The sequence below is a fragment of the Tateyamaria sp. GN1-10 genome (assembly GCF_055693845.1).
Map to the genome: position 1 here is coordinate 4,125,079 of NZ_JBVFUR010000004.1, position 26,830 is coordinate 4,151,908.

At 60.0% G+C, this 26,830-nt stretch carries 26 protein-coding genes, 1 tRNA gene and 3 pseudogenes; 13 read left to right on the top strand and 17 right to left on the bottom strand.

Annotated elements, in window-relative coordinates; all coding sequences use genetic code 11:
• Positions 1 to 61: 61 nt before the first annotated feature.
• The 6 genes and pseudogenes from ACZ1HN_RS22780 to ACZ1HN_RS22805 form a co-directional block, all read right to left on the bottom strand.
• Positions 62 to 865: a trypsin-like serine peptidase gene (locus ACZ1HN_RS22780; RefSeq protein WP_299207876.1), complete on the bottom strand. Its 804-nt coding sequence runs from the start codon at positions 863 to 865 to the stop codon at positions 62 to 64.
• The gene (locus ACZ1HN_RS22785; protein WP_299207878.1) at positions 862 to 1,644 is read right to left on the bottom strand and encodes a trypsin-like serine peptidase; all 783 of its coding nucleotides are present in this window, start codon (positions 1,642 to 1,644) and stop codon (positions 862 to 864) included. Before ACZ1HN_RS22785 ends, ACZ1HN_RS22780 begins: the two co-directional genes overlap by 4 nt.
• A gap of 89 nt (positions 1,645 to 1,733) precedes the next feature.
• Positions 1,734 to 3,047, bottom strand: coding sequence for a glycolate oxidase subunit GlcF (gene glcF / locus ACZ1HN_RS22790; protein WP_472729144.1), 1,314 nt, complete (start codon positions 3,045 to 3,047; stop codon positions 1,734 to 1,736).
• Position 3,048: 1 nt separating this feature from the next.
• Positions 3,049 to 3,402, bottom strand: coding sequence for a hypothetical protein (locus ACZ1HN_RS22795; protein ID WP_299671392.1), 354 nt, complete (start codon positions 3,400 to 3,402; stop codon positions 3,049 to 3,051).
• Complete coding sequence (gene glcE / locus ACZ1HN_RS22800; protein WP_472729145.1) at positions 3,402 to 4,517, bottom strand: glycolate oxidase subunit GlcE; 1,116 nt, start codon at positions 4,515 to 4,517, stop codon at positions 3,402 to 3,404. The genes ACZ1HN_RS22795 and glcE overlap by 1 nt, the downstream gene beginning before the upstream one ends.
• Before the next feature lie 57 nt (positions 4,518 to 4,574).
• Positions 4,575 to 6,022, bottom strand: a pseudogene (locus tag ACZ1HN_RS22805) (FAD-linked oxidase C-terminal domain-containing protein).
• Positions 6,023 to 6,106: 84 nt separating this feature from the next.
• Here ACZ1HN_RS22805 and ACZ1HN_RS22810 point away from each other — a divergent pair.
• Together ACZ1HN_RS22810 and ACZ1HN_RS22815 are read left to right on the top strand one after the other, a co-directional pair.
• Positions 6,107 to 6,806 (top strand): annotated as a pseudogene (locus ACZ1HN_RS22810) (DUF599 domain-containing protein).
• A 36-nt stretch (positions 6,807 to 6,842) separates the two neighbouring features.
• The gene (locus ACZ1HN_RS22815) at positions 6,843 to 7,199 is read left to right on the top strand and encodes a hypothetical protein (protein ID WP_472729146.1); all 357 of its coding nucleotides are present in this window, start codon (positions 6,843 to 6,845) and stop codon (positions 7,197 to 7,199) included.
• A 91-nt stretch (positions 7,200 to 7,290) separates the two neighbouring features.
• Here the strand turns inward: ACZ1HN_RS22815 and rlmH are convergent, their stop codons facing one another.
• The 3 genes from rlmH to ACZ1HN_RS22830 are packed head-to-tail and all read right to left on the bottom strand — an operon-like array spanning position 7,291 to position 8,800.
• A complete protein-coding gene (rlmH, locus tag ACZ1HN_RS22820; RefSeq protein WP_472729147.1) occupies positions 7,291 to 7,761 on the bottom strand; it encodes a 23S rRNA (pseudouridine(1915)-N(3))-methyltransferase RlmH in 471 nt (156 codons plus the stop codon).
• A 17-nt stretch (positions 7,762 to 7,778) separates the two neighbouring features.
• Positions 7,779 to 8,264: a ribosome silencing factor gene (gene rsfS / locus ACZ1HN_RS22825; RefSeq protein ID WP_472729148.1), complete on the bottom strand. Its 486-nt coding sequence runs from the start codon at positions 8,262 to 8,264 to the stop codon at positions 7,779 to 7,781.
• A 20-nt stretch (positions 8,265 to 8,284) separates the two neighbouring features.
• A complete protein-coding gene (locus ACZ1HN_RS22830; RefSeq protein ID WP_472729149.1) occupies positions 8,285 to 8,800 on the bottom strand; it encodes a hypothetical protein in 516 nt (171 codons plus the stop codon).
• Between the two features lie 69 nt (positions 8,801 to 8,869).
• Between ACZ1HN_RS22830 and ACZ1HN_RS22835 the strand changes: the two genes are divergently transcribed.
• Both ACZ1HN_RS22835 and ACZ1HN_RS22840 read left to right on the top strand, forming a co-directional pair.
• Positions 8,870 to 9,403: a hypothetical protein gene (locus tag ACZ1HN_RS22835; RefSeq protein WP_472729150.1), complete on the top strand. Its 534-nt coding sequence runs from the start codon at positions 8,870 to 8,872 to the stop codon at positions 9,401 to 9,403.
• A complete protein-coding gene (locus ACZ1HN_RS22840; RefSeq protein ID WP_472729151.1) occupies positions 9,400 to 9,618 on the top strand; it encodes a helix-turn-helix domain-containing protein in 219 nt (72 codons plus the stop codon). Before ACZ1HN_RS22835 ends, ACZ1HN_RS22840 begins: the two co-directional genes overlap by 4 nt.
• A gap of 36 nt (positions 9,619 to 9,654) precedes the next feature.
• On the opposite strand, the gene ACZ1HN_RS22845 is transcribed toward ACZ1HN_RS22840, so the two are convergent.
• Together ACZ1HN_RS22845 and ACZ1HN_RS22850 are read right to left on the bottom strand one after the other, a co-directional pair.
• On the bottom strand, positions 9,655 to 10,320 hold the full coding sequence (locus ACZ1HN_RS22845) for an MBL fold metallo-hydrolase (protein ID WP_472729152.1): 666 nt from the start codon (positions 10,318 to 10,320) through the stop codon (positions 9,655 to 9,657).
• Positions 10,317 to 11,726, bottom strand: coding sequence for a mechanosensitive ion channel family protein (locus ACZ1HN_RS22850; protein ID WP_472729153.1), 1,410 nt, complete (start codon positions 11,724 to 11,726; stop codon positions 10,317 to 10,319). The genes ACZ1HN_RS22845 and ACZ1HN_RS22850 overlap by 4 nt, the downstream gene beginning before the upstream one ends.
• Positions 11,727 to 11,797: 71 nt before the next feature.
• On the opposite strand from ACZ1HN_RS22850, the gene ACZ1HN_RS22855 reads away from it, so the two are divergent.
• The 9 genes from ACZ1HN_RS22855 to ACZ1HN_RS22895 all read left to right on the top strand — a co-directional run bounded on the left by ACZ1HN_RS22855 (position 11,798) and on the right by ACZ1HN_RS22895 (position 19,102).
• Positions 11,798 to 11,908: an isopropylmalate isomerase gene (locus ACZ1HN_RS22855; protein ID WP_189370022.1), complete on the top strand. Its 111-nt coding sequence runs from the start codon at positions 11,798 to 11,800 to the stop codon at positions 11,906 to 11,908.
• A gap of 56 nt (positions 11,909 to 11,964) precedes the next feature.
• Complete coding sequence (leuC, locus tag ACZ1HN_RS22860; protein WP_299701462.1) at positions 11,965 to 13,371, top strand: 3-isopropylmalate dehydratase large subunit; 1,407 nt, start codon at positions 11,965 to 11,967, stop codon at positions 13,369 to 13,371.
• Positions 13,372 to 13,540: 169 nt separating this feature from the next.
• Entirely contained in the window at positions 13,541 to 14,146 is a 606-nt protein-coding gene (gene leuD, locus ACZ1HN_RS22865) for a 3-isopropylmalate dehydratase small subunit (RefSeq protein WP_472729154.1), read from the top strand.
• A gap of 307 nt (positions 14,147 to 14,453) precedes the next feature.
• A complete protein-coding gene (locus ACZ1HN_RS22870) occupies positions 14,454 to 15,290 on the top strand; it encodes a hypothetical protein (RefSeq protein WP_299207908.1) in 837 nt (278 codons plus the stop codon).
• A gap of 20 nt (positions 15,291 to 15,310) precedes the next feature.
• Entirely contained in the window at positions 15,311 to 16,324 is a 1,014-nt protein-coding gene (locus tag ACZ1HN_RS22875) for an endonuclease/exonuclease/phosphatase family protein (RefSeq protein ID WP_472729155.1), read from the top strand.
• A gap of 33 nt (positions 16,325 to 16,357) precedes the next feature.
• Positions 16,358 to 17,461, top strand: a complete 1,104-nt coding sequence (gene leuB, locus ACZ1HN_RS22880) for a 3-isopropylmalate dehydrogenase (protein WP_299600038.1) — start codon at positions 16,358 to 16,360, stop codon at positions 17,459 to 17,461.
• 121 nt (positions 17,462 to 17,582) lie between these two features.
• Complete coding sequence (locus tag ACZ1HN_RS22885) at positions 17,583 to 17,945, top strand: hypothetical protein (RefSeq protein WP_472729156.1); 363 nt, start codon at positions 17,583 to 17,585, stop codon at positions 17,943 to 17,945.
• An 81-nt stretch (positions 17,946 to 18,026) separates the two neighbouring features.
• Positions 18,027 to 19,010, top strand: coding sequence for a DMT family transporter (locus ACZ1HN_RS22890; RefSeq protein WP_299207913.1), 984 nt, complete (start codon positions 18,027 to 18,029; stop codon positions 19,008 to 19,010).
• A 15-nt stretch (positions 19,011 to 19,025) separates the two neighbouring features.
• A tRNA-Pro gene (locus ACZ1HN_RS22895) sits at positions 19,026 to 19,102 on the top strand.
• Between the two features lie 246 nt (positions 19,103 to 19,348).
• On the opposite strand, the gene ACZ1HN_RS22900 is transcribed toward ACZ1HN_RS22895, so the two are convergent.
• The 6 genes and pseudogenes from ACZ1HN_RS22900 to ACZ1HN_RS22925 all read right to left on the bottom strand — a co-directional run bounded on the left by ACZ1HN_RS22900 (position 19,349) and on the right by ACZ1HN_RS22925 (position 26,776).
• On the bottom strand, positions 19,349 to 20,392 hold the full coding sequence (locus tag ACZ1HN_RS22900) for a tetratricopeptide repeat protein (RefSeq protein ID WP_472729157.1): 1,044 nt from the start codon (positions 20,390 to 20,392) through the stop codon (positions 19,349 to 19,351).
• Between the two features lie 56 nt (positions 20,393 to 20,448).
• Complete coding sequence (locus tag ACZ1HN_RS22905) at positions 20,449 to 22,032, bottom strand: calcium-binding protein (RefSeq protein ID WP_472729158.1); 1,584 nt, start codon at positions 22,030 to 22,032, stop codon at positions 20,449 to 20,451.
• A 59-nt stretch (positions 22,033 to 22,091) separates the two neighbouring features.
• Positions 22,092 to 22,748: a glycosyltransferase family 2 protein gene (locus tag ACZ1HN_RS22910; protein WP_472729371.1), complete on the bottom strand. Its 657-nt coding sequence runs from the start codon at positions 22,746 to 22,748 to the stop codon at positions 22,092 to 22,094.
• Positions 22,736 to 23,926 carry a glycosyltransferase family 2 protein gene (locus ACZ1HN_RS22915; protein WP_472729159.1) on the bottom strand — a complete coding sequence of 397 codons (1,191 nt, stop codon included), beginning with the start codon at positions 23,924 to 23,926 and terminating at the stop codon, positions 22,736 to 22,738. The genes ACZ1HN_RS22910 and ACZ1HN_RS22915 overlap by 13 nt, the downstream gene beginning before the upstream one ends.
• Entirely contained in the window at positions 23,923 to 25,473 is a 1,551-nt protein-coding gene (locus ACZ1HN_RS22920; RefSeq protein ID WP_472729160.1) for a hypothetical protein, read from the bottom strand. The genes ACZ1HN_RS22915 and ACZ1HN_RS22920 overlap by 4 nt, the downstream gene beginning before the upstream one ends.
• Positions 25,474 to 25,556: 83 nt before the next feature.
• Positions 25,557 to 26,776 (bottom strand): annotated as a pseudogene (locus tag ACZ1HN_RS22925) (NAD-dependent epimerase/dehydratase family protein).
• Between the last annotated feature and the right edge of the window lie 54 nt (positions 26,777 to 26,830).

Here is a 26,830-nt window from a genome sequence, read left to right on the forward strand (position 1 = left end):
GGACCCCGTCCGGGCATCCGATACCATCAATGTGGTGAGGATTTTTGTGCGTTCAAGCCCCCTAGGGCCGGACGAACTTGGCACCCGTGTTGCCCCGGTTGCCACCGCCAACGGTGATGCGACGCACCTTGGCAACCGGTGCTGCCACCTGCATCCGCATTTGGCGCTTCAGTTCTGTCACGCGATCCGGCAGAGCCATCCCGATGGCACGTTTCTGTCCTTGGATCCGTACCATGCCCGAAATGACCGACATGATCTGTCCGCGCCCGTTGCGATGGGTAAAGACCGGCGCACCAGATGACCCGAAGGTCACATCGCAGTCGAACACCATCGCGTCACCCGCCCGGTCCAGCATCTGGCACTCCTTTTGCCGGGACTGTGCGTTTTCACGGCCCCTGCCATAGCTGACAACGCTGACGGGCCCCGGCGAGATGCGCCCGTCATGGACGTAGAACGGGGGCACTTCGAATGTCGAAATAGGCTCGGCCAGCTTGATCAGACCAACATCGTAGGTAGCGTTCTGTGCCGTCAGGGCGCCGACAGGTTCGAACCCCTCATGTGCGGCCGCATCCGCTGCGCGACGTGTCGCCACAGCCTTCCCTTCGCGAAACCCGGCGCTGAACCGGATACCATCGGTCGGCCACAGTTTGTCAGTACCCGGTTGATACAGACAATGCGCGGCAGTCAGTACAAGATCACGGGCAATCAGCGTTCCTGAACAAAAAGCGCGCCCGCCAAAATCAATGCGGCCGACAGCTTTCCAGCTTGCGGCGGCATAGTCGGTATCAAGCGTGCGCAGCTGCGTGGTCTGCGCCACGGCCATTGGCGCCCATAACAGAGCCAATATCAGCGCCAAACCCTTCATGGCTTGACGAATTTCGCCCCAGTCTCGCGGCGCATGCCGCCCAAGATACGTGGGCTGACATCATCGCGCTGCGCCACCAACTCGGCTTGCAAGAGTGCCAAAGGCGTGCCGAGCGACGTCCCAAGCGATACCGCTTCGCCCTCGACCTCGGCCTTGGCCGATACAACTGAAACGATCTGCGCGCGGCCTTCATCAATGACAAAGATCGGCGCGCCGGAACTGCCGAAATCGACAGAGCAGGATGTCACCAGCAGCCCATCCTGCTGCGCCAATACCCGGCACAGCTCTTGCAGGGACGGTGCTTCGGATCGCCCGGTGCCATAGCTGACCACGCCGACCTTTGCACCGCGCCGAGGCTGCGCCGCCGTTTCAAAGGGGATGATCTTGCCATCACGAATGGGGTGATCAAGCTCGAGCAGGGCCAGGTCATTGCGCACCGCTTTCGAGCCTACGTGCCCGACATAGGTGTAGTCCGGGTGCACAACAGCCCGGCGTACATTGCGGTAAGCGGACGCGCGCCCGTTGCGCCATCCGGCTAGAAATTCGACCCGCGTGTGATCGATACGCTCACCGTTGGTCTTGTCGAACAGGCAATGCCCGGCCGTCAGGACAAGGTTCGGCGCAATCAGAGCACCCGTGCAAAATCCGGTGCCGCCAATGTTGAGACGCCCGACTGCTTCCCAGCCGGCGGCATCCGCGCCCGACTCAAGTCGGCGCAGTTGCGCATCCTGTGCCAGAGCCGTCGATGCCAAAACCAAAGCCGCAAATGAAAGGGCCATCCATCGGCGCATACTCATAACTCTCCGATCCCAGGGGGGTTCGAACGGTCTAGGTGAGAATGGCGGCAAAACTAAGGCAAAGATGCAATTTAGCGCAAAATTGGAACATCGTCCGGATGCCGATCCAAAGCAGGCGGGCGTGGCCCTCCGGATGCCCAATCCAGCAACTCGACTGTATGCACAACGGGCACGCCCGCTGCCGACCCGATCTGCATCATGCAACCGATGTTCCCGGCAGCGATGATATCGGGGTTCTTGGCCTCCAACGTGCGCACTTTGCGTTCTTTCAATTGCTTGGAAATCTCAGGCTGCATCAGGTTGTATGTGCCCGCCGATCCGCAGCAGAGATGACTGTCTGCAGGCTCTACCACGTTGTAACCTGCGCGCTTCAACAGGTCTTTTGGAAAGGTCTTGATCTGTTGCCCATGCTGCAAGGAACAGGCCGCGTGATATGCGACGGTCATGGTCTGGGCCTCCCCTGCGGGGAGGTCCAGCTTCATCAGAACCTCGCTCACATCCATGGCGATGTCCGCAACCCGCGCCGCGTCCTTGGCCAGCGGGTCATTGCGGAACATGTGCCCGTAATCCTTGACCGTGGTGCCGCAGCCCGACGTGTTGATGACAATGCCGTCCAGGCCGTTGCCGTCCATCTCGGCCACCCAGGCGCGGATGTTCTTGGCCGCAGTGGCATGGCTTTCGCCCGCCTTGCCCATGTGGTGGGTGAGCGCACCGCAACAGCCAGCCCCCTCGGCCACCACAACCTCGCATCCCAAGCGGGTGAGAAGGCGGATCGTAGCATCGTTAATATCGGTGTTCAGCGCCTTTTGCGCACACCCCGTCATCAGGGCCACGCGCATCTTTTTCTCGGCCAGCGGCGCAAAGCTTTGTGGATCGTCGTTGCGGCTGACAGGCGGAATGTAATCCGGCGCCATTTCCAACATGGCGCGCAGACGGGCATCCGGCATCAGCCGCGCGAAGGGGCGTCCGATCTTGGCCCCAAGCAGCGCCACACGGAACCGCATCGGGTAGGGCAGGATACGCGCCAGCACCCAGCGCAGGGCACGGTCGGTAAAGGGGCGTTTGTAGCGGTTCTCGATATACTCGCGGGCGTGGTCGACAAGGTGCATGTAGTGCACACCCGAGGGGCAAGTCGTCATGCAGGCCAGACAAGACAGGCAGCGGTCGATATGCTTGACGACCTTTTCGTCCGGGTCGCGGTCGTTTTCGAGCATGTCCTTGATCAGGTAGATGCGTCCGCGCGGGCTATCCAGCTCATCCCCCAGCACCTGGTAGGTGGGACACGTGGCCGTGCAGAACCCGCAATGCACGCAATTGCGCAAGATCTCGTTCGACCGTTCGATTTGCGGATCGGTCAACTGTTCCGGGGTGAATGTCGTTTGCATGCTATCTCGCGATCATTTGGGCCGCGGCAAAGCCGAACCACGGGACGGTGGTGCCCATGGCACCTGCCACACGGACAAAGCGCCGCGCACGAAGAGATGGAAGCGCCTGGCGCACGGCGCGCGCGGCCAGGACCATGACCAGCACCCAGGCCAGCCAGATGAACAGCACGCTCAGAAAGGTGCGGGTGACGTCGGTTGAAAAGGCCAGGCTGGCCTCGCTCCGTAACACGAAGCTGGCCAGCACCAGGACCGATGCGACCAGCGCCAGTGGCCAATGCTTGCCAACCACGCGATCCAGGGCAAAGAACAAGGCCGGGCCGATCACAAAAGCCATGATAAACAGGAGGATAAGCATCACGCGGCCATCAGCCCCGGATTGAGGATACCCTTGGGATCGAACCGCTGCCGCAAGGATGCCGACAGCGCGGCGACACCGGGTGCTTCGGGTTGGAAGACCGGCACGGCTGTGCGCACGGCCTCTGGCCCCTTCATCAACGTCGCATGCCCGCCCATTTCGGCCACGGTTGCCTGAACCCCGGCGTGGGCCGCCGCGATGTTTCCACCGGACAGACCTGCCCAAATCAGGCCACCGCCCCAGTCCATCATGGTGTTGCAGCCCTCTGGCAACGCTCCAATCACCGCAGGGCCATCGCTCGGCTTCACCGAGATGCGCCAGACCGCCTCGGCCCCGTTCAGGGGCACCGCATCGCGCACGGTGCGCCAGTCCATTTCCATGTCAGTGATGTCACCGAAGGAGGACAACAGGTTTTTCAACTCTCCCGCCCGATAGGCGATCGAGCTTTCAAAGCCTTCCAACCGCAACCAGACCTGCCCGCCGGTCCAGGCCGCGCCGGACACTTCGAACGGCGATGCAAGCGCGCGGCTCATAGCGTCCACGGCGCGTGCCGCATCCACCCCGTCAATCACCAACGTGGTCATGGCTTCAACACCGGGAAGCACCTTCAAGCTGACCTCGGTCAACACACCCAGCGTGCCCCATGATCCGCACATCAGTTTGACGAGGTCATAGCCGGTGACATTCTTCATCACGCGACCACCGTTCTTGATGACCTGCCCCGCCCCATCGACAAAACGCACACCAAGGGCAAAGTCGCGCGCGGCACCCGCCATGATGCGACGCGGGCCGCTGGCATTCGTGGCGATAACGCCGCCAATTGTCGATGCACCGGACGTGCCAAGAAGCCCTGTCAGATCGTAAGGCTCAAAGGCCAGACGCTGGTTTTCAGCCGCCAGTGTCGCCTCAATCTCGGCCACGGGCGTTCCCGCCTGTGCCACCAGTGTCAGCGCACCCGGTTCGTACAATGTCACACCGGACAGGCCAGAGACATTCAGCACCTCACCCACACCGGGCCGTCCGACAGACCGGGTGCCTCCACCCCGGATCAACAACGGTCCCTGCGCCGATGCAACGGCATCCACAATCGCTTGTTCTGAGTTCACTGGGTCCATCTTCTCTGTTCCAAAAAATCCCGGGGGTGAGGCCGCAAGGCCGAGGGGGCTGGCCCCCTACTCCGCTGCCAATGCCGCACCACGCCGCGGCTCTGACACTGCCAGCGGGAATACCTTGGCCGGGTTAAGAAGCCACTTAGCGTCGAACACGTCTTTCACCGCCATCTGCGCCTCCAGATCGGCAGGCGCGTATTGATGGGTCATCAGATCGCGCTTTTCGATGCCCACGCCGTGCTCACCCGTCAGGCAACCGCCGACCTCGACACACAGTTTTAGAACCTCGGCCCCGAACTCCTCGCACAGTTCAAGATCACCGGGCTTGTTCGCGTCATAGCAAATCAGCGGATGCATATTGCCGTCACCAGCATGGAATACATTGCCCACCGGCAGACCGTATTTTTCCGACATCTCGCCAATGCGACGCAGGACATGAGGAAGCTCGGACACGGGGATCGTCCCATCAAGGCACATGTAGTCGCTGATGCGGCCAATGGCCGAGAACGCCGCCTTGCGCCCCGCCCAGATGCGTGCGCTTTCATCGGCAGATGCGCTTTCACGCAAAGCCACCGGGTTGTGACGCTTGGCAATGTCCGTGATCAGGGCCAGCTGGGCATCAATCTCTGCATCCGACCCTTCAACCTCAACAATCAGGAGCGCACTGCACATCGGGTAATCGGCCTTAGCGAAGTCCTCGCAGACCTCAATCAGCATCTTGTCCATGAACTCGATGGCCACGGGCAGGACACCGGCCTTGATAATGTCAGCCACACAGGCCCCCGCCACTTCGGCACTGTCAAAACCCATCAGGACGGGTCGCGCGCCTTCGGGCTTGTGCAGGATGCGCAGGGTCGCTTCGGTCACGACACCCAATTGCCCCTCCGACCCGCAGATCACGCCCAGCAGGTCCAAGCCACCGGCATCCAGATGCCCGCCGCCAATCTCGACGACCGTGCCGTCCATCTGAACCAGTGTCACGCCCATCAGGTTGTTGGTGGTCACACCGTATTTAAGACAATGCGCCCCGCCCGAGTTCATCGCGATATTGCCTGCAATGGCACAGGCCAACTGGCTGGAGGGGTCAGGGGCGTAAAAGAACCCATCTGCCTCGACCGCACCTGTTACGCTCAGATTGGTCCGACCCGTCTGAACCCTGATTATGCGGTTGTCATAATCGGTTTCCAGAACGTCATTCATGCGGGCGACACCTAGGATCACGCAATCTGCGGTGGGCAATGCCCCCCAGCCAAAGAGGTCCCCGACCCGCGCGGCACCACTGGCACCCCTTCGTCATGGCAGATGCGCAGCACGTCCGACACTTCCGCCGTAGTCGACGGCAGCACGGCCACCATGGGCGGGCAGCGATAGGCGGTCAGCGCATCACACTCATAGGCGCGTGTCTCTGAAGGATCATCAATGACGGCATCGCCGGGCAACACATCCCGCAAACGCTCCACCACCCGCGCCTTGCGCGCCAGCACATCAGAATCAGGAACAGGCATTTCCATGGGGTGTCCTCCGGTTATTGGTAAAATAATATGACCAATTTGACCGGGATGCAATCTGAATCACTGCGGTGTAAGACCGCACATATGACATGGCTTGACCGCATCGCCCTTTTTACACCGCTCGATTTCGGCGCCCTTGCCCTCTTGTTGCTGGGCTGGTTGGTCATCGGATGGCGGATCGAACACCCCGCAACGAAGCACCCCTCGACCTCGCAGATTATGGCCGGGTTCCGACGCGAATGGATGCAGCAGATGATCACGCGCGAACCGCGAGATCTTTGATGCCCAAGTCGTGGCCAGCCTGCGGCAGGGCACGGCCTTCTTTGCCTCGACCTCGGTCATCGCAATCGGCGGCACGCTTGCGCTGATCGGTAATGCGGAACGTCTGACGGGTATCGCGAACGAATTGGTCCTGATGGACAGCCCCGCCTTCGTGTGGGAGGCCAAGATGCTGACGGTGGCCCTGTTCCTGACCAACGCTTTCCTGAAATTCGTCTGGGCCAACCGGCTGTTCGGCTATGCCGCCGTGGTCATGGCCGCCGTGCCAAATGATGTATCAGATCCAGCATGCGCCCCGCGCGCCACGCAAGCGGCCGAGATCAACATCACCGCGGCACGGTCCTTCAACCGTGGACTGCGATCCGTCTATTTTGCACTCGCGTGTGTGGCGTGGCTGGCCGGACCCATGACATTGATCGTGGCAACCATCTTTACCCTCGCTGTCATCTGGCGCCGTGAGTTCGCCTCGAACTCGCGCACAATTCTGCTGGGCACGGACACGTAACATGACAACGACACAACCGGGACATAGCCTAAGCCCATGAAACGTTTGATCCCTCTGCTGCTGATCGCAGCCCCCGCCTTCGCCGAAGAACCGGTGATCGAGAATGTGGACGTGTCCAAAACCGGCACCGACACCTATCGCTTTTCGGTCACCATCCGCCATCCAGACACCGGATGGGACCACTATGCGGATGGCTGGCGCGTGCTGGACATGGACGGGAACGAACTGGGCATGCGCGTCCTGGCCCACCCACATGTCGACGAACAGCCCTTCACCCGCAGCCTTGGTGGCGTCGTGATCCCGGCAGGCACAACCGAAGTGCAAGTGCAGGCGCGCGACCTGCCAGCCGGCTGGAATGAAGGCACAACAATCGTCACACTTCCAACAGACTAAGCCCTTCTTCTGGCTGGAAATACCTCAGGGAGCTCGAGGGGCAGAGCCCCTCGTCAGCAAAAATGAATCGCGTCGCGCAGCGGCCATCGGATCACACCCGATGATAGGGCGATCCAGCCAGGATCGACGCGGTTCGATACAGCTGCTCGGTCAACATCACGCGCACCAACATATGCGGCCAAACCATCGACCCGAAAGACAGCAGATGATCCGCCTCGGCCCGCAGGCTTGGATCAATCCCATCCGCACCGCCGATGACAAAGGCCACGTCGCCGCGCCCATTGTCGCGCCATCCACTCAACCGCTTGGCAAAGGCGGGCGACGTCTCGACCTTGCCCCGCTCGTCCAGGCAACACAGCACCGTTCCTTTGGGCAAGACACGACGCAGCAGGTCAGCTTCCGCCGCCATGCCACCGCCCCTACGGTCTTCCACTTCGGTGAGGGTCAGGGGACCAAGGCCAAGGGCCCGGCCCGTGCGGTCAAAGCGGGTGACATAGTCAGACACCAAATCGCTCTCTGGACCGCCCCGCAGGCGGCCCACCGCACAGATATGCACACGCATAAGCTAAGCGCGCAGAATCAGTTGGTCGCAGCAGCGCCTGGCTGCCACATCTTCTCCAGCTGATAGAACTCGCGCACCTCGGGCCGGAACACGTGGACGATCACATCGCCCGTGTCGATCAGAACCCAGTCGCCGGTATCCTTGCCTTCAACACGGGTCGAGATGCCGAACTTGGCTTTCAGCCGTTCCACCAGCTTTTCCGAGATCGCCGCCACCTGGCGCGACGACCGACCCGAGCAGATCACCATGTAGTCACCCATGGCGGTCTTGCCGCGCAGATCGATCTGCACAACATCTTCGGCTTTGTCGTCGTTGAGGGAAGACAGCACAGCCTCAAGGATACCATCGCTTGTGGCTTGCGTTTTGGGGGCGGCCATCACAGCCGCGGCTCCATCAGCGGTCTGAACCGCGTCAGCAGAGAATGACAGGACATTGTCCTCCTTTGTCAGCACGCCGTACAAATCCCCGGCGCTGGGATACCTAGATCGTAACAACGCGCGCATGACATTTCAATGAAACGCGTTCACGCGCAGGGTTTCAGAGGGTCCTGTGCAACACTTTCCAGCGCTTCGTCGATGGGCGCGTCTTTTACCAGCGGCAGAAAGGGACCGTCCGCGGCAAGCCGTATGTAAATGGACAACTTGCCTGCTTCGGGCAACGCGACGCCAATCCGGCAGGGTTCAAAATCCACGCTCAGGCTGCCCGTGGTCCCGTCCGGGTCAGCGGCCTTCCATGCCCTGATCTCTGCCTGCAGCGCACGCAGATCCGCATGTGCCGCCGGGGCCACCCGCAATACGTCCACCGCCATCTCAACCGGGAAACTGCCCGACGTTTCAGCCCCATCGCCGCGCGCGGCCCGCAGATCCAGCGTGCCGGATCCCGGCAACAGGGCCACACCGTCGGGCAGGTCAACCCGCAACGCGATATCGGCCGGGTCGGCAGACAGCGGATCCAGCCCTTGCAGTTGCAGCAGCGTGCTGGGCACGATCGAGGTACAGGCCCCAAGACAAATGGATACGGCCAACAGAACATCTTTCATAAAATTTGCCCTTTCGAATCATTTCTTATTGTTTTACATTAAACTTTAGTAGCGATATAGGAAACGCAGATGCAAGACACTTTGATCGCCCGACGGGCACGACAATTCGAATGGGCAACGATCGGCCTGTTTACGCTGCTGGTCGTTGCAGCCGTCATTGCCATTGTTGACGGGGGGCTGTCCGTTGCCGACCTGCGCGAAGAATTTGACACCAAGAACTTCCCAGAAACGCCCAGCGCCTGGGCGGTCACCCTGTGGCGCACCATCGAAATTGCATCTTATGCCCTGTTGCTTTGGGTGCTGTGGTGCGTCCGCGGCTGGCTGGCGGCCTGTGCCAATGGCGACACGTTCCAAATCGACACGGCGCGGCGTGTGTTGCGCATTGGTCAGGGGCTTCTCGCCCTCGCCATTGTCGAGATTGTGAGCAACACCGTGATCATCCTGGCCCTGACCTGGAACAACCCTGCCGGGCAGCGCACCTTGTCCATTGCCATTGATGGCGGGGGGCTGTTCTTGCTGCTGGCCGCAGCGCTGTTAACCATGTTTGGATATATTCAGTCAGAAGCGGCCCGACTGATGGCTGAGAACAGGGAATTCATATGACCGGAATCATTGTCCGCCTCGACGTGATGATGGCCATGCGCAAGATGAAGGGCCGCGACCTTGCAGCCCGGATCGGAATCACCGAACAGAACCTGAGCCTGCTGAAATCCGGCAAGGTCAAAGGCATCCGCTTTGAAACACTGGCCAAGCTGTGCGAAGCGCTGGACTGTCAGCCGGGCGACTTGTTGGAGGCCACAACGCCGGATACGTCCTGACAGCATTTCGCCTCGCTGTCAGGGCCAAACCAACGTCTAACCCAGTTGCGCGGCAAACTCTGTGAAAACGTCTCCACTTACCGCCGGGCCATGCCCGAACGCCACCCGCTTCGGCCCCAGCGCCGCCAACTTACGGATCGAGGCGCGTGCAGCGTCCATGTCCCACGTTGCGATCCCCAAGGGCAATCCAAGGCGCGGTGTGGTAGTGAACAGGTTCATGCCCACCGCTGCATCCCCCGCAATCAGCACCCCATCGGACGCACGCCAGAACGAGATGTGACCCTTGGTATGCCCCGGCGTTTCAATCACCTCGAACCCGCCAACCCGGTCCCCTTCGGTCAACGTCCGTGCCACGGGATGCCCTTGGCCAGCAAAGAACCTTTGCTGCATCCGCGCCATCAGCGATCTGGGATTTGGAAACGAGCCCAGAACATACCCCGTCTCAGCCGCCTCCCGTTCCGCCGGATGACACATCAACGACAGGTTCAAAGCCCGGCACACCTCGGCCGTGGCTCCCTGATGATCCGGGTGGGCATGGGTCAGGGCATGACCCGACATCGCCTTTCCGCGCAGGGCGCGCAGCAGCTTGGGACCGGACCGCTTTACCCCGGCATCCACCAACACGTCGCCCAACAGATAGCAATTCACCGACTGGCGCGGCATCACCGGAATTTGCCACGCCCCTTCCCCAAGCTGAATCATAACCCTTCGCCCTCGTCACTGCCCTGCCCCAACAGCCGCACTTCGCGCTGCGGGAAGGGGATAGAGATGTTGTTTTCTTTGAAAATGTCCCACAGCGCCAGATACACGTTGCCACGGATATTTGTCAGGCCCCCTGTGGGGTCCGTGATCCAGAAGCGCAGGATGTAGTCGACGGAACTGTCACCGAATCCCACGATGTGGCACACCGGCGGGCGCGAGGATAAAGCGCGTTCCACCCCCTTGGCCGCCTCAATCGCCAGCTTGCGGACCTGATGGGGGTCACAGCCATATGACGTGCCGAAATAGATATCGAGGCGCACAAACTCGTTCGAATGGGACCAGTTGACCACCTGTCCGGTGATCAGATCCTCGTTCGGGATCAGGTATTCACGGCCATCGCGGGTCACGACCGATGCGTACCGCGCCCCCAGGGTCTGTATCCATCCGAACGTATCGCCCAGGCTGATCACATCGCCGGGCTTGATGGATTTGTCGAGCAGGATGATGACCCCAGACACAAGGTTCGACACCACCTTCTGCAGACCAAAGCCCAAGCCCACACCGATGGCACCCGACAGCACGGCGAGGCCCGTCAGGTCGATGCCCAGCGCCCGCACCCCCGCATAGAAGGCGATGGCATAGAAGACGATCTGCACGACCTTGACGATCAGCACCCGCATCGAGGGCGAGATATCCTCGTTCGCCTGAACGCGGTTAGAAGTTGTGACAGTGATGAACCGCGCCAATGCGAACAGACACCCGACAACCACAATGCCCTGCACCACCAGCAGGGCCGAGATGCGCATATCACTAATTGAGAATGCGGCGGCGTCCAGTACCTCCGATGCCTCGTCCACGATGCCCAGCACGTAGAGGGTCACGTAAATCCACGCACCATAACGCACCATGCGGCGCAGGAAAATCGAACGGATCAGGCGTGTCGCAAACACAACCAGCAGCCACGCCGTGGCAAGGGTTGCGATCAAGCCAAGGACATAGGATCGCGATGGCCACGTCACCTCGCGCATGATCCAGACCAGCATCCAGATAAGAAGGACAAAGAACATGGCACGCAAACGCTGGTGCACGACCACCAGCACACGCATGCGCCACTTTGGCCAGCCTTCGCGTGTGCCCATCCAGGTGCGGATGGGTGGCCCCAACCAGTGACGCAGCAAGTGGGCCAGCACAAAGACCGCCAGCGCCATCCCCAACTGATACGCCACCCAAGGGCGCAGCAGGGACATGGCGAAACTCTCGGCATAGCTGAACATCGTCACCAGCAGTGACCATGCAATCTCGGTCAGGGTTTGCCCATCCGTGGACTGTCCGGCCACCGCAGCCTCGGCCGCGGAACTCAGCGCGTTGGCAATATCATTGCCGCTCCCGTCCGTGTGAGTGGTCATGCCCGCCCTCCGTTATCGGCAGCATGCAATGCCAGACGCACACGATCAATCGCGCCTCGCTTGATCGGCACATGGAATCCCGTTATCTGGCAAATATGACCCGCCTCTTTGACATGGATGACCGCGCACGTCTGCGCGAACGCTTTTTCGGGGCGACGCACACGGTGCTGGCGCGCCTATAAGGCTGCCCATCCCTCATCCATCTCGAATACAGCCAATCCAAGGGAGAGGACCAACCATGTCCCCCAAGACACTCTATGACAAAATATGGGATGCCCACGTTGCCCACGAGGCCGAGGACGGCACCTGCCTGCTCTATATCGACCGCCACCTCGTGCACGAGGTGACCAGCCCGCAAGCCTTTGAAGGGCTGCGCATGGCAAACCGCCCTGTCCGCGCCCCGGACAAAACGATTGCCGTGCCGGACCACAACGTACCGACAACGCCCGGTCGCGAAGACCCCAAGAACATGACCGAGGACAGCGCCATCCAGGTTGCCGCCCTCGACAAGAACGCCAAGGACTTTGGCATTCACTATTATCCGGTGTCTGATGTGCGTCAGGGTATCGTACACATCGTCGGACCCGAACAGGGCTGGACCCTGCCCGGCATGACCGTCGTTTGTGGTGACTCGCACACTGCAACGCATGGCGCATTTGGCGCGCTGGCACACGGCATCGGCACGTCCGAGGTGGAACACGTGCTGGCGACGCAGACGCTGATCCAGAAGAAATCCAAGAACATGAAGGTCGAGATCACGGGCAAGCTGCGCCCCGGCGTTACGGCCAAGGACATTACCCTTTCCGTCATCGGCGAAACCGGCACAGCCGGCGGCACCGGCTATGTCATCGAGTATTGCGGCGAAGCCATCCGCGATCTGTCGATGGAAGGACGGATGACCGTCTGCAACATGGCGATCGAAGGCGGCGCACGCGCTGGTCTGATCGCACCGGATGAAAAGACCTTTGAATACGTCAAGGGCCGCCCTCACGCTCCCAAGGGCGCGCAGTTCGAAGCGGCGATGGAGTGGTGGAAGACGCTCTATTCCGATGACGACGCGCAGTGGGACAAAGTCATCACGATCAAGGGCGAAGACATCGCGCCCGTCGTCACATGGGGCACCTCGCCCGAGGATGTGTTGCCGATCACGGCCAACGTTCCATCGGCGAATGATTTCGAAGGTGGCAAGGTCGGCGCAGCCCAGCGCTCGCTCGACTATATGGGCCTGACTCCCGGCACACCACTTTCTGATATCGAGATCGACACCGTCTTTATCGGGTCCTGCACCAATGGCCGGATCGAAGACCTGCGCGCCGCCGCCGAGATTCTGAAAGGCAAAAAGATCAAGGACGGTCTGCGCGCCATGGTCGTGCCAGGCTCGGGCCTTGTCCGTCTTCAGGCGGAAGAAGAGGGGCTGGCCGACATCTTCAAGGACGCCGGTTTCGAATGGCGGCTTGCGGGTTGCTCGATGTGTCTGGCAATGAACCCCGACCAGCTGGCCGAAGGCGAACGCTGCGTGTCGACGTCGAACCGGAACTTTGAAGGGCGGCAGGGCTACAAGGGGCGCACGCACCTTGTGTCACCTGGCATGGCGGCAGCCGCCGCAATCACTGGCAAACTCACCGACGTGCGGGAGATGATGTGAGGCCTGCTCTCACCGGGAGGGTTAACAGCTGGTTAACCGACCATGACGGTGGGGGTGTACAGGGGGTGCACGGATGCTGCACGGGGGATGACACCCCCTTTTCCCGGCCAAGGACACAAGATGTAGGGCGGGGTTTCACCCCGCCGCCTTCTTAGGAAAGGTTAACAGAATGGACAAATTCGAAACACTGACAGGGATCGCGGCGCCCATGCCGCTGGTCAATATCGACACCGATATGATCATCCCCAAGCAGTTCCTGAAAACGATCAAACGCTCGGGCCTTGGCGCGAACCTGTTTGATGAGATGCGGTTCGACCGTCAAGGAAACGAGATCGCAGACTTTGTGCTGAACCAGGATGCCTATCGCAGCGCCGAGATCCTCGTCGCGGGTGACAACTTTGGTTGCGGGTCTTCGCGCGAGCATGCGCCTTGGGCGATCAAGGATTTTGGCATTCGCTGCGTGATCTCCACCAGCTTTGCCGACATCTTCTACAACAACTGCTTCAAGAACGGCATTCTGCCCATCGCCCTGCCGCAAGAGGCCGTGGAGGTGCTGATGAAGGACGCGGAAAAAGGGGCCAACGCCCGCATGACCGTTAATCTCGAAAATCAGACGGTGACCACATCAGATGGTGAAAGCTTCAGCTTCGAAGTGGACGCATTCAAGAAGCACTGCCTGCTCGAAGGACTGGACGATATCGGCCTGACAATGGAAAAGGTCAGCAGCATCGATACCTTCGAGGCGCAAGCCGCTCAGGCCCGTCCGTGGGTCTAAGCCTGCGTTAACCAAAAAGTGGCATAGCGGTTGCGCACCGCTATGCTACCCAAGCGCTCCACACACAACATGTTGGGGTGCACGTATACCGTGCCAAAATCCCGCCTCAGAAATGATGCACAAAGGCACCACACCGTCCCTCAAAATGACCAAAGGTTTGCGTTTCATTAACCCTAAGGCTTGAGAGCCCGGGTCAATCAAGGCAAGAATGTGTCGAGAATGAGGCACCCGCCTGACCCGGTGGGATCAAGTTGGAACAAGTCGCGGCAACGTATCGGGACTGGCCAGTTTGAAGGGAAAAAGAGACGTGATCGCACGATTGTCAGGCGCCGCTGTGCGCGGTTTTTTGGTATCATTGATGATTGCCATACCAGCACTCGTTGTGCCCGGCGCATCCATGGATTCCTCGCAAGCCACTATCCTTATTGCACTTCTTGCCGCTTTCCTGACATTTGTCGAATACAACTCGACAAGCCCGAGTATCGTTGAGTTCCGTGACGCGGCGCCCTTTAACCGTCTGCGCTTTGCCGCGCTCATGGCAACCGTATTCCTGCTCAGCCTGATCTGCCGTGGCAAAACAGACCCCACCTTGCTGACCAACGCCCTCACATCCGTCGGCACAATCATCGGCAACAGCATCGACTTTCCCTACAGCCCAGTACGCCTTGTTGTACTGATGCTGCCACCGGACGCACATGACAGCGTCGTGCAATCGGTCCGCACAGCGGCCGGCCTTGCCTACCTCATTTCGCTGACCGCCATGGCCGTCTTTCTGTTTCTTGTGCGGGTCATGGGTTGGCCATCGCGCAACGGGTCATTCAATGTATGGGTCAACCTGCCCCTGTTCGATCCAACGGCTGGCGGCGATGTACTGTATCGCCTAAACCGCGACGCACGGATCAATATCGCGCTCGGATTTCTGCTGCCGTTCGTAATACCTGCTGTGGTCAAGATGGCTGCCGACCTGCTAAACCCGATCACGCTTGAGAACCCGCAAACCCTGATCTGGACGATGAGCGCATGGGCCTTCCTTCCTGCCAGCATGATCATGCGCGGCATCGCGATGCAGCGGATCGCCGAGATGATCCGCGACCAGCGCAAGCGAGCCTACGCCAACGCAGATACGGATTTGCTTCTGGCCTAATCACCGCATGCATCGCCCTGATGTTCGGGGCGATGGCGCAGGCGGACACGCTTCGCATCGCGACTTACAACACTGAATTGCAACGGGACGGTCCCGGTCTTTTCCTGCGTGATATTGCGCGTGGAGAGGACGACCAAATCGCTGCGGTACTGGCGGTCCTTGCCCATGCCGACGCAGATGTTCTGGCGCTTCAGGGGATCGACTATGACTTGACCGGTGAAGCGCTGAGCCGCTTGGCCAAGGTCGCGGGATACCCCCACCATTTCGCTTTGCGCCCGAATACAGGCATACCCACCGGGTTGGATATGGATGGCGATGGTCGGCTTGGCGGCCCGCGCGATGCGCAAGGCTACGGGCGGTTTTCGGGACAGGGTGGCATGGCAATCCTGTCGCGCTTTCCGATCAGGGCGAACGACGTGGAGGACCTGTCATCTCTCCTATGGGTGAACCTGCCCGATGCACTGCGTCCTGAAGTGAACGGCGCTGCATTTCCGTCAGAGCAGGCACTGGCTGCACAACGCCTGTCTACGACCGGCCACTGGATTGTCCCGATTGACGCGCCAGCCGGTACATTTCACTTGATGACCTTCCATGCCAGCCCGCCGGTTTTCGATGGTCCCGAAGACCGCAATGGGAAGCGCAACCATGATGAGATCAGGCTGTGGCAGCACGTATTGGATAGCCGGGTCAGCGCGGCCCCACTCGGTCCTTTCGTCATTGCCGGTGATGCGAACCTGGATCCGGATGATGGCAGTGGGCTGCACGATGCTATCCGGAACCTTCTTGCAGATCAGCGACTTATAAATCTGTCCCCGCGGGGACACGCTGGCACTGACACCGTGGATTGGGATGATCCGATACCGGGAGACCTGCGCGTCAGCTATGTGTTGCCCTCGACCCATTGGCGGGTTGTGGACAGCGGGGTGCTTTGGCCTGCCCCGGATGACACGTTGGCCGACACCGTAGCGACAGCAAGTCGTCACAGGCTGGTTTGGACGGACCTGACCCTTGACCCCGCCGACGGTGGTGAGTAGGCGAAACCCCAAGCAATCAAAGGAGTTTCGCCCATGTCCAATCCGTCGATCTTGATCCTGCCCGGCGACGGCATCGGCCCCGAAGTCATGGACCAGGTGACACGTGTCATCGACTGGTACGGCGCGAAACGGGACCTCGCATTTGACGTCTCCACCGACCTTGTGGGCGGTGCAGCTTACGACGCACATGGCACACCCCTGCACGACGATACGATGGCACGCGCGCAAGAGGTTGACGCGGTTCTACTGGGCGCCGTGGGTGGCCCAAAATACGACGATCTGGACTTCTCGGTGAAGCCGGAACGCGGCCTGCTGCGCCTGCGCAAAGAGATGGACTTGTTCGCCAACCTGCGTCCTGCGCAGTGCTTTGACGCTTTGGCCGACTTCTCGTCCCTGAAAAAGGACATCGTGGCCGGTCTTGACATCATGATCGTGCGCGAGCTGACCTCGGGCGTTTACTTTGGCGAACCCCGCGGCATCTTCGAAGAAGGCAACGAACGTGTTGGCATCAACACGCAGCGCTATACCGAAAGCGAGATCGAACGCGCTGCCCGCTCGGCTTTTGAACTTGCCATGCGACGGAACAAGAAGGTCTGCTCGATGGAGAAGGCCAACGTCATGGAAAGCGGCATCCTGTGGCGCGAGGTTGTGACCAAGGTCGGCGAGGAATACCCCGAGGTCGAGTTGAGCCACATGTATGCTGACAACGGCGCGATGCAGTTGGTGCGTGCGCCCAAACAGTTCGATGTGATCGTGACCGACAATCTGTTTGGCGACATCTTGTCCGACTGTGCCGCCATGCTGACAGGCTCACTGGGTATGCTGCCCTCCGCGTCGCTGGGCGCGCCGATGGCCAATGGCCGCCCCAAGGCGATGTACGAACCCGTCCACGGATCGGCCCCTGACATCGCTGGCCAGGGCAAGGCGAACCCAATCGCCTGCATGCTCAGCTTTGCCATGGCGCTGCGCTATTCCTTTGACCAGGGCGACGAGGCTGCACGTCTGGAAGCCGCCATCGAGAAAGTGCTGGCGGACGGTGCCCGCACGGGCGACCTGATGGGACCGGAAGGCGGCACGCCGCTATCCACTGCAGAGATGGGCGACGCGATCCTCGCGGCCCTCGACGCGAGCCTGTAATCCCGCGCAGGCGCGCGAAGCATATTTCGCGCGCCGCGTCACGGCAGGAATTCCTGACTTGGGACAACACGACGCAATCACCACCTCGTGATCCGTTGTGTAACGGACCAAAGGATTTTCCATGTTCCTGTTTTCCCTGCGTGCCGCATTGTGCGGTCTTGTACTTGGCGGCCTCGCCGCTTGCGACGTCGCATACCCGGTCACCGTGATTGGCGACAACGGCATGACCTTTCGCGGATCAGCCACCGATACGTTCCTTCATGGCGGCAGCTTTCAGGCCACCAATGGCAACGCAGTCTGCACCGGCACCTACGACAAATTTGCAGATATCAGCACAGTGAGCTTCCCTGTTGTGTGCAACAACGGGCTGCGCGGCGTGGGCATCGCGTATTTCCAGTCTCCGACCTCAGGGTCCGGTTTCGTCACAATGACCGATGGCAGCCAGTGGCAGTTCATCTTTGGCCGCGGCGCGCTGGCGCTTTAAGGCTCATGGCCCTGCGGGCTGGTGGACATCGCCCGGCCCGCGGCGTTAATGGGACAAAAGCATAGTTATCAAAAAAACGCCATGTCCTCGAACGCCAAGGGCGCATTGCTCGCCCTCATCGCCTTTGGAATATTTTCGACCCATGACGTCTTTATCAAGACGTTGGGGGCGACCTATTCCCCGATCCAGATTGTGTTCTTCAGCGTTCTGCTCAGCTTTCCATTGGCGACGATCATGCTGATGCGCGACGCCAAGCCTGGTACATTGGTGCCGGTGCATCCGTGGTGGATGGCGCTGCGCACCGCAGGGGCTGTCATCACCGGCGTCTCTGCATTTTATGCTTTTGCAAACCTGCCGCTGACGCAAACCTATGCAATTCTTTTTGCTACACCACTGCTTATCACGGTTCTGTCGATCCCCATTCTGGGCGAGAAAGTACGCCTTCCCCGTTGGCTTGCTGTCATCGTTGGGCTGGCTGGTGTGATGGTGGTGCTGCGCCCTGGCACGACAGACCTGACACTCGGCCATGCAGCTGCGATCATCGCGGCCTTTGCCGGTGCTTTTGCGTCCATCGTCGTGCGCAAGATTGGCGCCGAGGAACGAACGGTTGTATTGCTGTTGTATCCGATGGTCGGCAACGTTCTCGTGATGGGCGCGGCGCTTGCCTTTGTCTACGAACCGATGCCGATCGAGCACTTGGGCATGCTGGCCGTCATCTCGGTCATGGCGTGGATCGCTGGCCGCTTCATCATTGCCGCATACCAGACCGGAGAAGCCGCAATCGTGGCGCCCATGCAGTATTCACAAATCCTGTGGGCAACCGTTTATGGCCTCGTCTTTTTCAACGAGGTGCCAGACAGCTACACCGGGGTCGGTGCCGCGATCATCATCGCGTCGGGCCTGTTCATCGTGTTCCGCGAAAGCCGGTCCGGCAATTCGGAAAACAAGCCAGTTCTGCGCACCCGCAGCCGTATCGGCACGCCGGGCGCGTTTCGAGTGAGCAGCCTGATGACCAGCGGTCGCTTCCGCGACAAGCCCCTTGCCAAAACACCGGACGGAGAGTAATTCGCCCGGCACGGTCGGAGTGTAGCTCAGCCTGGTAGAGCACTGTCTTCGGGAGGCAGGGGTCGGAGGTTCGAATCCTCTCACTCCGACCAATTGAAAAACTTTGAGCGCCAGACAACGTTAACCTTCAAATCACCAAGTATGCTACAGTTCCGGAATGCACGTGAGGAAAGTATCCTTAGTGAGGCGAAAACACCAATTCCAGACGACGCGCCCTGATACTCTCAAGGTACTCAAGAGACAGCGGGCGGACAGTGCATATCGAGTGTTTCTGTCGCAACCTTTCTGAACGGAGTTTCAATCGACAGTCCTCGTTCACAACAACCCCAGACCCGCCGCTATCCGCGATCACGCGCCATGGCGATGGCATCCGCCACGGCCCGCACAGTTTGGCCGCGCAACGGCCCTGATGCGCAGAGTTCCCATATGCCTCTGTCTTTGCAGAATTGGTTCTGCGCTCTTATGGTCGGTGCGGTCATCTCTGCGGTGATACGACCCGAATAGTACCCAAGGCCGCGCAGCTCCTTCTGAAGTACACGAACCCAAGCGTTCTTGTTGATCCAAAACGCCGTACTTGCAACGCGCGCATAGTGTTCGGTTTCGGTGTCTTGCAGCACCTTTTCGGTCTCGATCCAGAACCGACCCGGGTGCACATCAGCAGCCAGCCGAACCCGTTCCATCAACAACGTGCGCCGCTGGATGCCGGGTACGCTTATCAAGGCTTCGCGTTGCCGGGTGATCTGGCTCCTTTTGTCTCGCTCGCGGGTCAAATAGACAAGTGCCGCTTCTGCAAACCGTGCATCCCCCTCAAGACCAATTTGCACGACGCGTTTTACAATGTGATCCGGGGCTTGTCCGCGGATGCGGTTCCAGTTGTATCTTAACAAGAGATCGCGGGCAGCGTTTGCATCACCATCACGCGCCAACACACGCAGCATATGCTGGCCCAAGGCAGGATCTGATGCCGCACCAAATGCCCGATCGATATGCGCGGTACCCAGCAGTCGTGCTGTGCCCGGGTGCTGATCGCGCGCTGCCTGTTGCAAAAGGTGCAATGCAGCGTCTGCATGACCCAGTGCCAATTCTACCCGCGCCAGCGACGCAAAAGCCCAACGATGTCCGCTTGCAGTTGCGTGTTGATACCACCGCCGTGCGGCCGTCAGATCTTTGTGCGTCCCCAGGCCATGTCGATAGTAGTAGCCAACCCGATTGGCCGCCGGGATGTGTCCCGAGTGCGCCAACACCAACATTGCGTCAAAGGCGGCTTCCGGATCATGCGTCTCCTGCGACTGGATCGCGTCGAACTCCGAACGGCTGATGTCAGATTGGACAGCCGACGACAGCATCAGCACCAAAATAAGGGATCCAAGAACAGAGGGCATATGACATTCCTTTTCCGTGTGCGGCGGCGCACTGTTCGAACGCCGCCTGAGATCGATCAAAAAATCAGCAGGTCAACCACGCCATCAACAAATGCGTCTCCGATGTCAGCGTGATCGCGGACCAGGATGCTTTGCGCACCCGTCAGAGAGATCAACAGGTCTCCGTTTTCGTGCTGCTCGATATGCTCTGCGGCCCAAGTCTCGATGTCAGAAACAGCCATGCCAAAGCTGAAATCAGTCAGATCGATCACGTCCGCGTTGCCGCCATAGATGTTGACGTCGGTGATCTCGTCACGAAAAAAGCTGTTGGTAGCGTGGAACACAAAAACGTCGCTGCCTTGACCACCGGTGAGCGTGTTGCGGCCACTGCCTCCGAAAAGAATATCGTTTCCAGTGCCTCCATCCAGGGTGTCACCCCCCGCATCACCGTCCAGCGTGTCATTGCCCCAGGATCCTTCCAAAATGTCCTGACCTGCCCCTCCAAACAGAAGATCGGTACCTGCCCCGCCGTTCATAACGTCGCCGCCCGCGCCCCCGTCGAGGGTGTCTGAACCGTTTCCGCCGCCAAGCGTGTCCATGCCAGCGCCACCGTTCAGAATGTCGTTGCCCTGCTGCCCCTGCAGAAGGTCGTTGCCAGCGCCGCCGGACAGTTCGTCCGAACCTGCGCCTCCGTGCAAGTCATCCGCGCCACCGTCGCCAAACAGGGTGTCTGCACCCTGACCACCACGCAAAGTGTCATTGCCTGCGCCACCCGACAAAAGGTCATCGTCGGCGCGGCCGTACAGCGTGTCAGACCCATTTCCGCCAAAGAGCTGGTCGTTTCCGGATGCGCCGCCCAAGCGGTCATCACCATCGCCCCCAATGACGGTGTCATCACCATCGCCGGCCCAGATTTGATCTGCTCCGTTGCCGCCATCAATATCGTCGCTGCCAGAGCCGCCAAAAAGCATGTCGTGACCGACACCACCCGAGAGGATATCGGCACCCTCTGCCCCGTGCAGCCTGTCGTCACCCGCGCCGCCGTCCAAGGCATCGTCACCCGCGCCGCCATAAAGGCCGTCTGATCCAGTGCCCGACAAAAGTACGTCAGCCCCTGTTCCGCCATAGAGCCGGTCAAAGCCTTCGCCACCCTGCAATGTGTCATCGCCCTCGGCGCCGATCAGACGATCATTGGCATCGCCACCATGCATCAGGTCGTTTTCGGTGCCTCCATACAGTCGGTCGAGGCCGGCACCGCCCGTCATCGTGTCGGCGCCCGCACCACCATAGAGCCGATCGTTACCCGACCCGCCGTCCATGTGGTCATCGCCCAAGCCGCCCCAAAGGCGGTCGTCAATCCCACCGCCTGCACCGCCGCCTGTACCACTGGTTTCACCACCGATCAGAACGTCATGTCCCGGGCCACCGAATAACCGATCGCTGCCCGTGGAGCCGTTGACTGTGTCGTCACCCGCGCCGCCGCGTACCGTGTCGTTGCCAGCCCCGGCATCGACCACATCTTCGCCCGCTTGGGCATAGACCTGGTCGGCGCTGTTGCCTGATGTGATGATATCGTCAGCGGCTTTGCCATGGATCCGGTCCGGCCCTGCGCCGCCATTGATCATATCCGCCTCAGGTGTGCCGTAGATGTGTCGTGTCATAGTCTTTATTCCTCATTTCTGGGTTGGGCGTGCGCTTGCACGCGCACTTGATGGGGCCGTCAGGCCACGCGAATGGGTTTGTCCGGTACGATGTCGAGACGGATGACACGTTCGAGGTCTTCGGCGCGGACATCGATCAGGATGCTGAGCATCGACTCGAGAGTGAAATAGGCGCGTAGGACGCGGAACATCAGGTACTCTGGCAAGGCGAAGATGCCCTTCGGAACGCCGTTCAACAGCGAGGCCACGACTGCCATGATCGCTGGGGCGCCCGTAGTAACGGCCACGATGGATTGCCACACAATTGGGCTCATGGCGTTGAAGCCCAAGCCCCATTCGAGGCTGCCAAATATGATCAACGGCACCAGCATGGCCCGCCGGGCTGAATTGATCAGCATGTAAGGCAGTATGACCTTGCCGCGCAGTGTTTTGCCGCCGCCGTAGATCAGGTCCCGGCATCGCGATGAGATGTGGTAAATCGACCGAAACCACCGCATCCGTTGTTCACGCATGTGGCTGTAGGACGACGGGACCTCGGACACGTAGCGCAGTTTGGGGTCCACCACCGAGTGAAAGCCCAATTCGCCAATGCGCAGCGAGATATCGGTGTCTTCGCCGTTCATCCCTTCGACGAAACCACCGAGGTATCGGGGATGATGCGTGCGGTAGACCACGAACATGCCAGGGATGCCTACGACGCCGTTCACAGCACCCATTGCCACGGAATAGAAGCCATGTTTGACCAGTACTTCGAGCAAGCGGGCCCGATCAAAAAGAGCGCCCCCCGGGGGCACGGGTACACCCCCACGACACCGACGCTTGGATCCGTGAAATACGGCATGGCCCGGGTGAAATTGTCTTCGCCCACCAGTGTGTCTGCATCGACGCGCACCAGAAACTCGGTTTCGCATGCATCAAGCCCTGCATTCAGCGCGTTGGACTTTCCGGGTTTGGGCACATTGATTACACGCCCCTTAGCGGCTTTGCAGGCCGCCAGCGTTTCACGAGCAATCTCTTCGGTGTCGTCGGTAGAGTTGTTGTTCATGATCAGGATGTGAACGTCACCACCGTAGTGGGTAGCCGCGCGGTCCATGGCGTTGATCGTGTCGCGGATGATGTAGCTTTCGTTGTGTGCAGGCACGATGACCGACACGGGCGGCTTGAACTCTGGCGTCTTGGCCGTCAGCACGTCGTAGATTGCCAGCAGATAAAGCTGCCCGAAGAGCACAGGCAGGAACAGGAAAACGCCCGGGCCGATCCCGCCCAACAGAGTCCAGTCGCGCATCAATTGCACAAGGTAAAGGTCCATCCCGCCCACCCAGATGGCGACGCCAGCCGCGATCACGATGGTCACGCCAAGGCGGACAAACGCCCTGAGCTGGCTGACGGGTATATGTTCGATCCGGATGCGGGCCGGCATGAACCCGCGCTCCAGCAGCTTGAAGGAATAGACGGCAAAGCCGAACAAACCTGACGTGATCGCGCTGAAATGCAGCGACAAAGACGATCCGATCAGATGGTGCGCGGTCGCATTGGCCAAATCGAACACGGCACAACCAGCCAAAAAGGTCAGCGTCATGTCTAGTCCGAAGAGTATACGGCCACGTGCACCGCCAGAACTGAAAGCGGCAAAGGCTGCGAAGAACGAAATCAGGAAGATGCGGATCGCGATGGCATGGCGACCGGTATGCTGGGAAAAGACGTAGTCATGGTTTGGAAAGATCTGGGCAACCGTGTCGGTGTTGATCAGCCAAAGCTGAACCGCAGCCAACACGGTAAAAACGGCCAGCATGCGTGGCGCCTGCCAGACGGAAACAGGGCCCGCGAACCGCTTCGGCGCACTGTCGACCGAGATGTAGTTGATCTGTTCGCGCTTGTCGTCGGCGGTGGTCATGACGCCACCCCGCCAATTTCGATGCCAGCCGGGGCGATCAGCAAAAAGGCGCGTGTTGCGGGCAAACCTTGGCCCGGTTGCAAAGGGCGCAGATCGACGGTGCCAGTGTCAGCGCCTTGGATCAGAACCCATACTGATCCGCTCTCTGGCAAGGATGGGTGCATGTCACCAGGGTTCACAATGACAATATGCGCCGTCTGCTGCGCGGGTTTTAGAGTGGCGGATGGCGGCGCGATCTGCGCCAACCAACCGGCAATCTGTTCTGCTTGCGTTGCAGTCAGCGACGCCGTCAAAGAAACATAGATCGGATCCAGTGCTCCAAGAACTGCGCGCAGGTCATCAATCGGTCCTGCGTAAACATCTTCGCCTCGCACCAATTGCGTTTCCGGCAGCATCTCTGCCACCAACTCGGGACCTTGATCGCACACACCGTTCCGCTCGGCGTTAGTGGTGGCGACGATCTCAATCTGGTTGTGCGCACCTTGCCAGTCCGCTGGCAGATCGATGCGGGCCTCGTATTCCCTTTGCTTTGACTTGAAGCTGTCCTGCAGAAGCAAGCGATTGTTCAGTGTCACCGTAAGTGACCACAGGTGATCGCCGAAAAGATCGCCAAGAGCCAGTCGTACATCCAGGTAAGCCGGAATGCGCTGCTTGCCACCGTCTTCGAGCGAGTAGCGTGCGCGCCATGAGGTGGCGTGATGAAACCTGCGCACACCAGCATTCACACCGCTCTGCGCCAAGGCTTGGGGATCGTCCACGGTGGGTGCAGAAGCGCCGGAAACAGTCGCCAACACCTCGCGCAGGGCAACCGTAGTCAGTGCGTCCTCTTCGCCTGCCGCCAGAAAAAGGGTGCGCAAACCATGCCGCTTTGCATCCACGCCCAGCAACAGACGGCGCAACTGTTCGTCCTGTTGAAGCCACGCAGGCCACGACACCCGCACCACATCGCCCCACGCGTGGACGCGGTCTTGGGCACTGACAAGCGGTTCATTCAATGTGAGGTGAAGAGCGCTGGTCGTCTCGATCTCGACGATGGCGGCGATACCGTCTTCTGGCCCGCACTGACGTTGGGTGTCAGTGCCTTGCAGTGAGAAAGAGACGACCAGCTGGTCACCCGCAAAATCCGACAGTGACAACGGAATTTGCAGGGACCGTCCCGCCTCGCCCGGACGCAGCAACAGTTCGCCCCGGCGGGTATTGTGGATCGAGATGCGCAGCACCCCTTCCACCCCGGCCAGAACCTGAGTTGTCGCATTGATTTGGAGGTATCCGGACGTCGGGCGTGCATCTTTGGGGAAGGTGAACGCGACGCTTTGATAGGCGGGAAAACCAGCCAGGATCACGGGGTGATCCGGGTTGGATCGAAGAATTTCAGCCGTGTCGTTGCCCGGGGCCGATGCCGCCAGGCGATGTTCGAACACCAGCTGCGGTCCGGCTACGATTTGCCGGACCATGTGTTGACCTTGTTCCAGAATGTTCATGGTTGAAAGCAGGAGGGCAACGCCTGCCAACAAAAAACCCATAAGCCCAATGCCGATCATGCGCATGGCTGTCACCGTTTGGTTGAAATTGAGATATCCCTCTCACGCGGTGCCCACCTCCAAGCAGGCGCAGCGTGAGAGAGGGTTGATCAGGCCGCTTTGCGTGCTTTCGGAGGGACGACGCCCGGGCGCTGATTGTCGGTCCATGTCGATACGCAGGGGATCATCCGGCGAATACAGCGGTCGGCGTATTTGGCTGCGATCTGCTGCGTTTCGTCGATCAGGCCCTGTGCCAGCGTGACCGGTTGCAGACCCAGAGAGAGAAAGGTCTTGTTCGAGACGCGCAGGTCATTTTCGGCCGCCTCGTTGCGGGGATTGTCCACATAGGCAATGGATGCGCCTGATGCGTCTGCCACCAATTTTGCCAGCGACCGCACTGTGTGGGTTTCGGTCATCTGGTTCAGGATTGCGACTTTGCCGTCCTTGGCGGGTGGATTGTTAACGGCCAAGGCAAGGCATTTCACCGTGTCCTGAATATGGATGAACGCGCGGGTTTGACCGCCGGTGCCATGCACCGTCAGGGGTGACCAACCACCGCCTGCATCAGAAACCGGTTCAGGACGGTGCCATAGTCGCCGTCATAATCGAAACGGTTGATCAGACGTTCATCAAGGCGGGTCTCTTCCGTCTGGGTCCCCCAAACAATACCCTGATGCAGGTCCGTGATGCGCAGCCGGTCATTCTTGGCATAGAACTGGAACAGCAGCTGATCCATGGACTTGGTCATGTGGTACACGCTGCCCGGGTTTGTGGGGTACAGAATGTCCCGCTTCATGATCTGCTTGTCATCGCCGGGGACATAGACAGGCAGGTAGCCTTCGGGAATTTCCAACCCGTCATCGTCATAGCCGTAGACCCCCATGGTCCCCAGATGGACAAAGTGTGGGTCCAGGCCCAGCTCGACCGACGCGGCGAGCAGGTTGTGTGTGCCGGAGATGTTATTGTCGACCGTGTAACGCTTTTCGCTCGCGCCTTTCATCGAATAGGGGGCGGCGCGCTGTTCGCCGAAATGGATGATCGTGTCGGGCTTGCTGGCTGCCAACAACGCGGTCACTGCGTCAAAGTCGCGGGCCACATCGATGTTTTCAAAGCGGATGGTCCGACCGGTATGCTCTTTCCAGGCGGCAATGCGATCTTCCATGGATGCGATGGGAGTCAAGCTGTCCGCCCCCATCTGCGCGTCGATTTGACGGCGCGATAGGTTGTCGACGATGGTGATGTTGTGCCCCTGTGCCGACAGGTGCAGTGCCGTGGGCCAACCACAAAAACCGTCGCCACCAACCACAATAATGTCTTTTGAATATTCCATGTCTTTGTTCCCTCAGATGGGCCCCTCCAAGCGGCCCGTTGTAAGATGAACAAA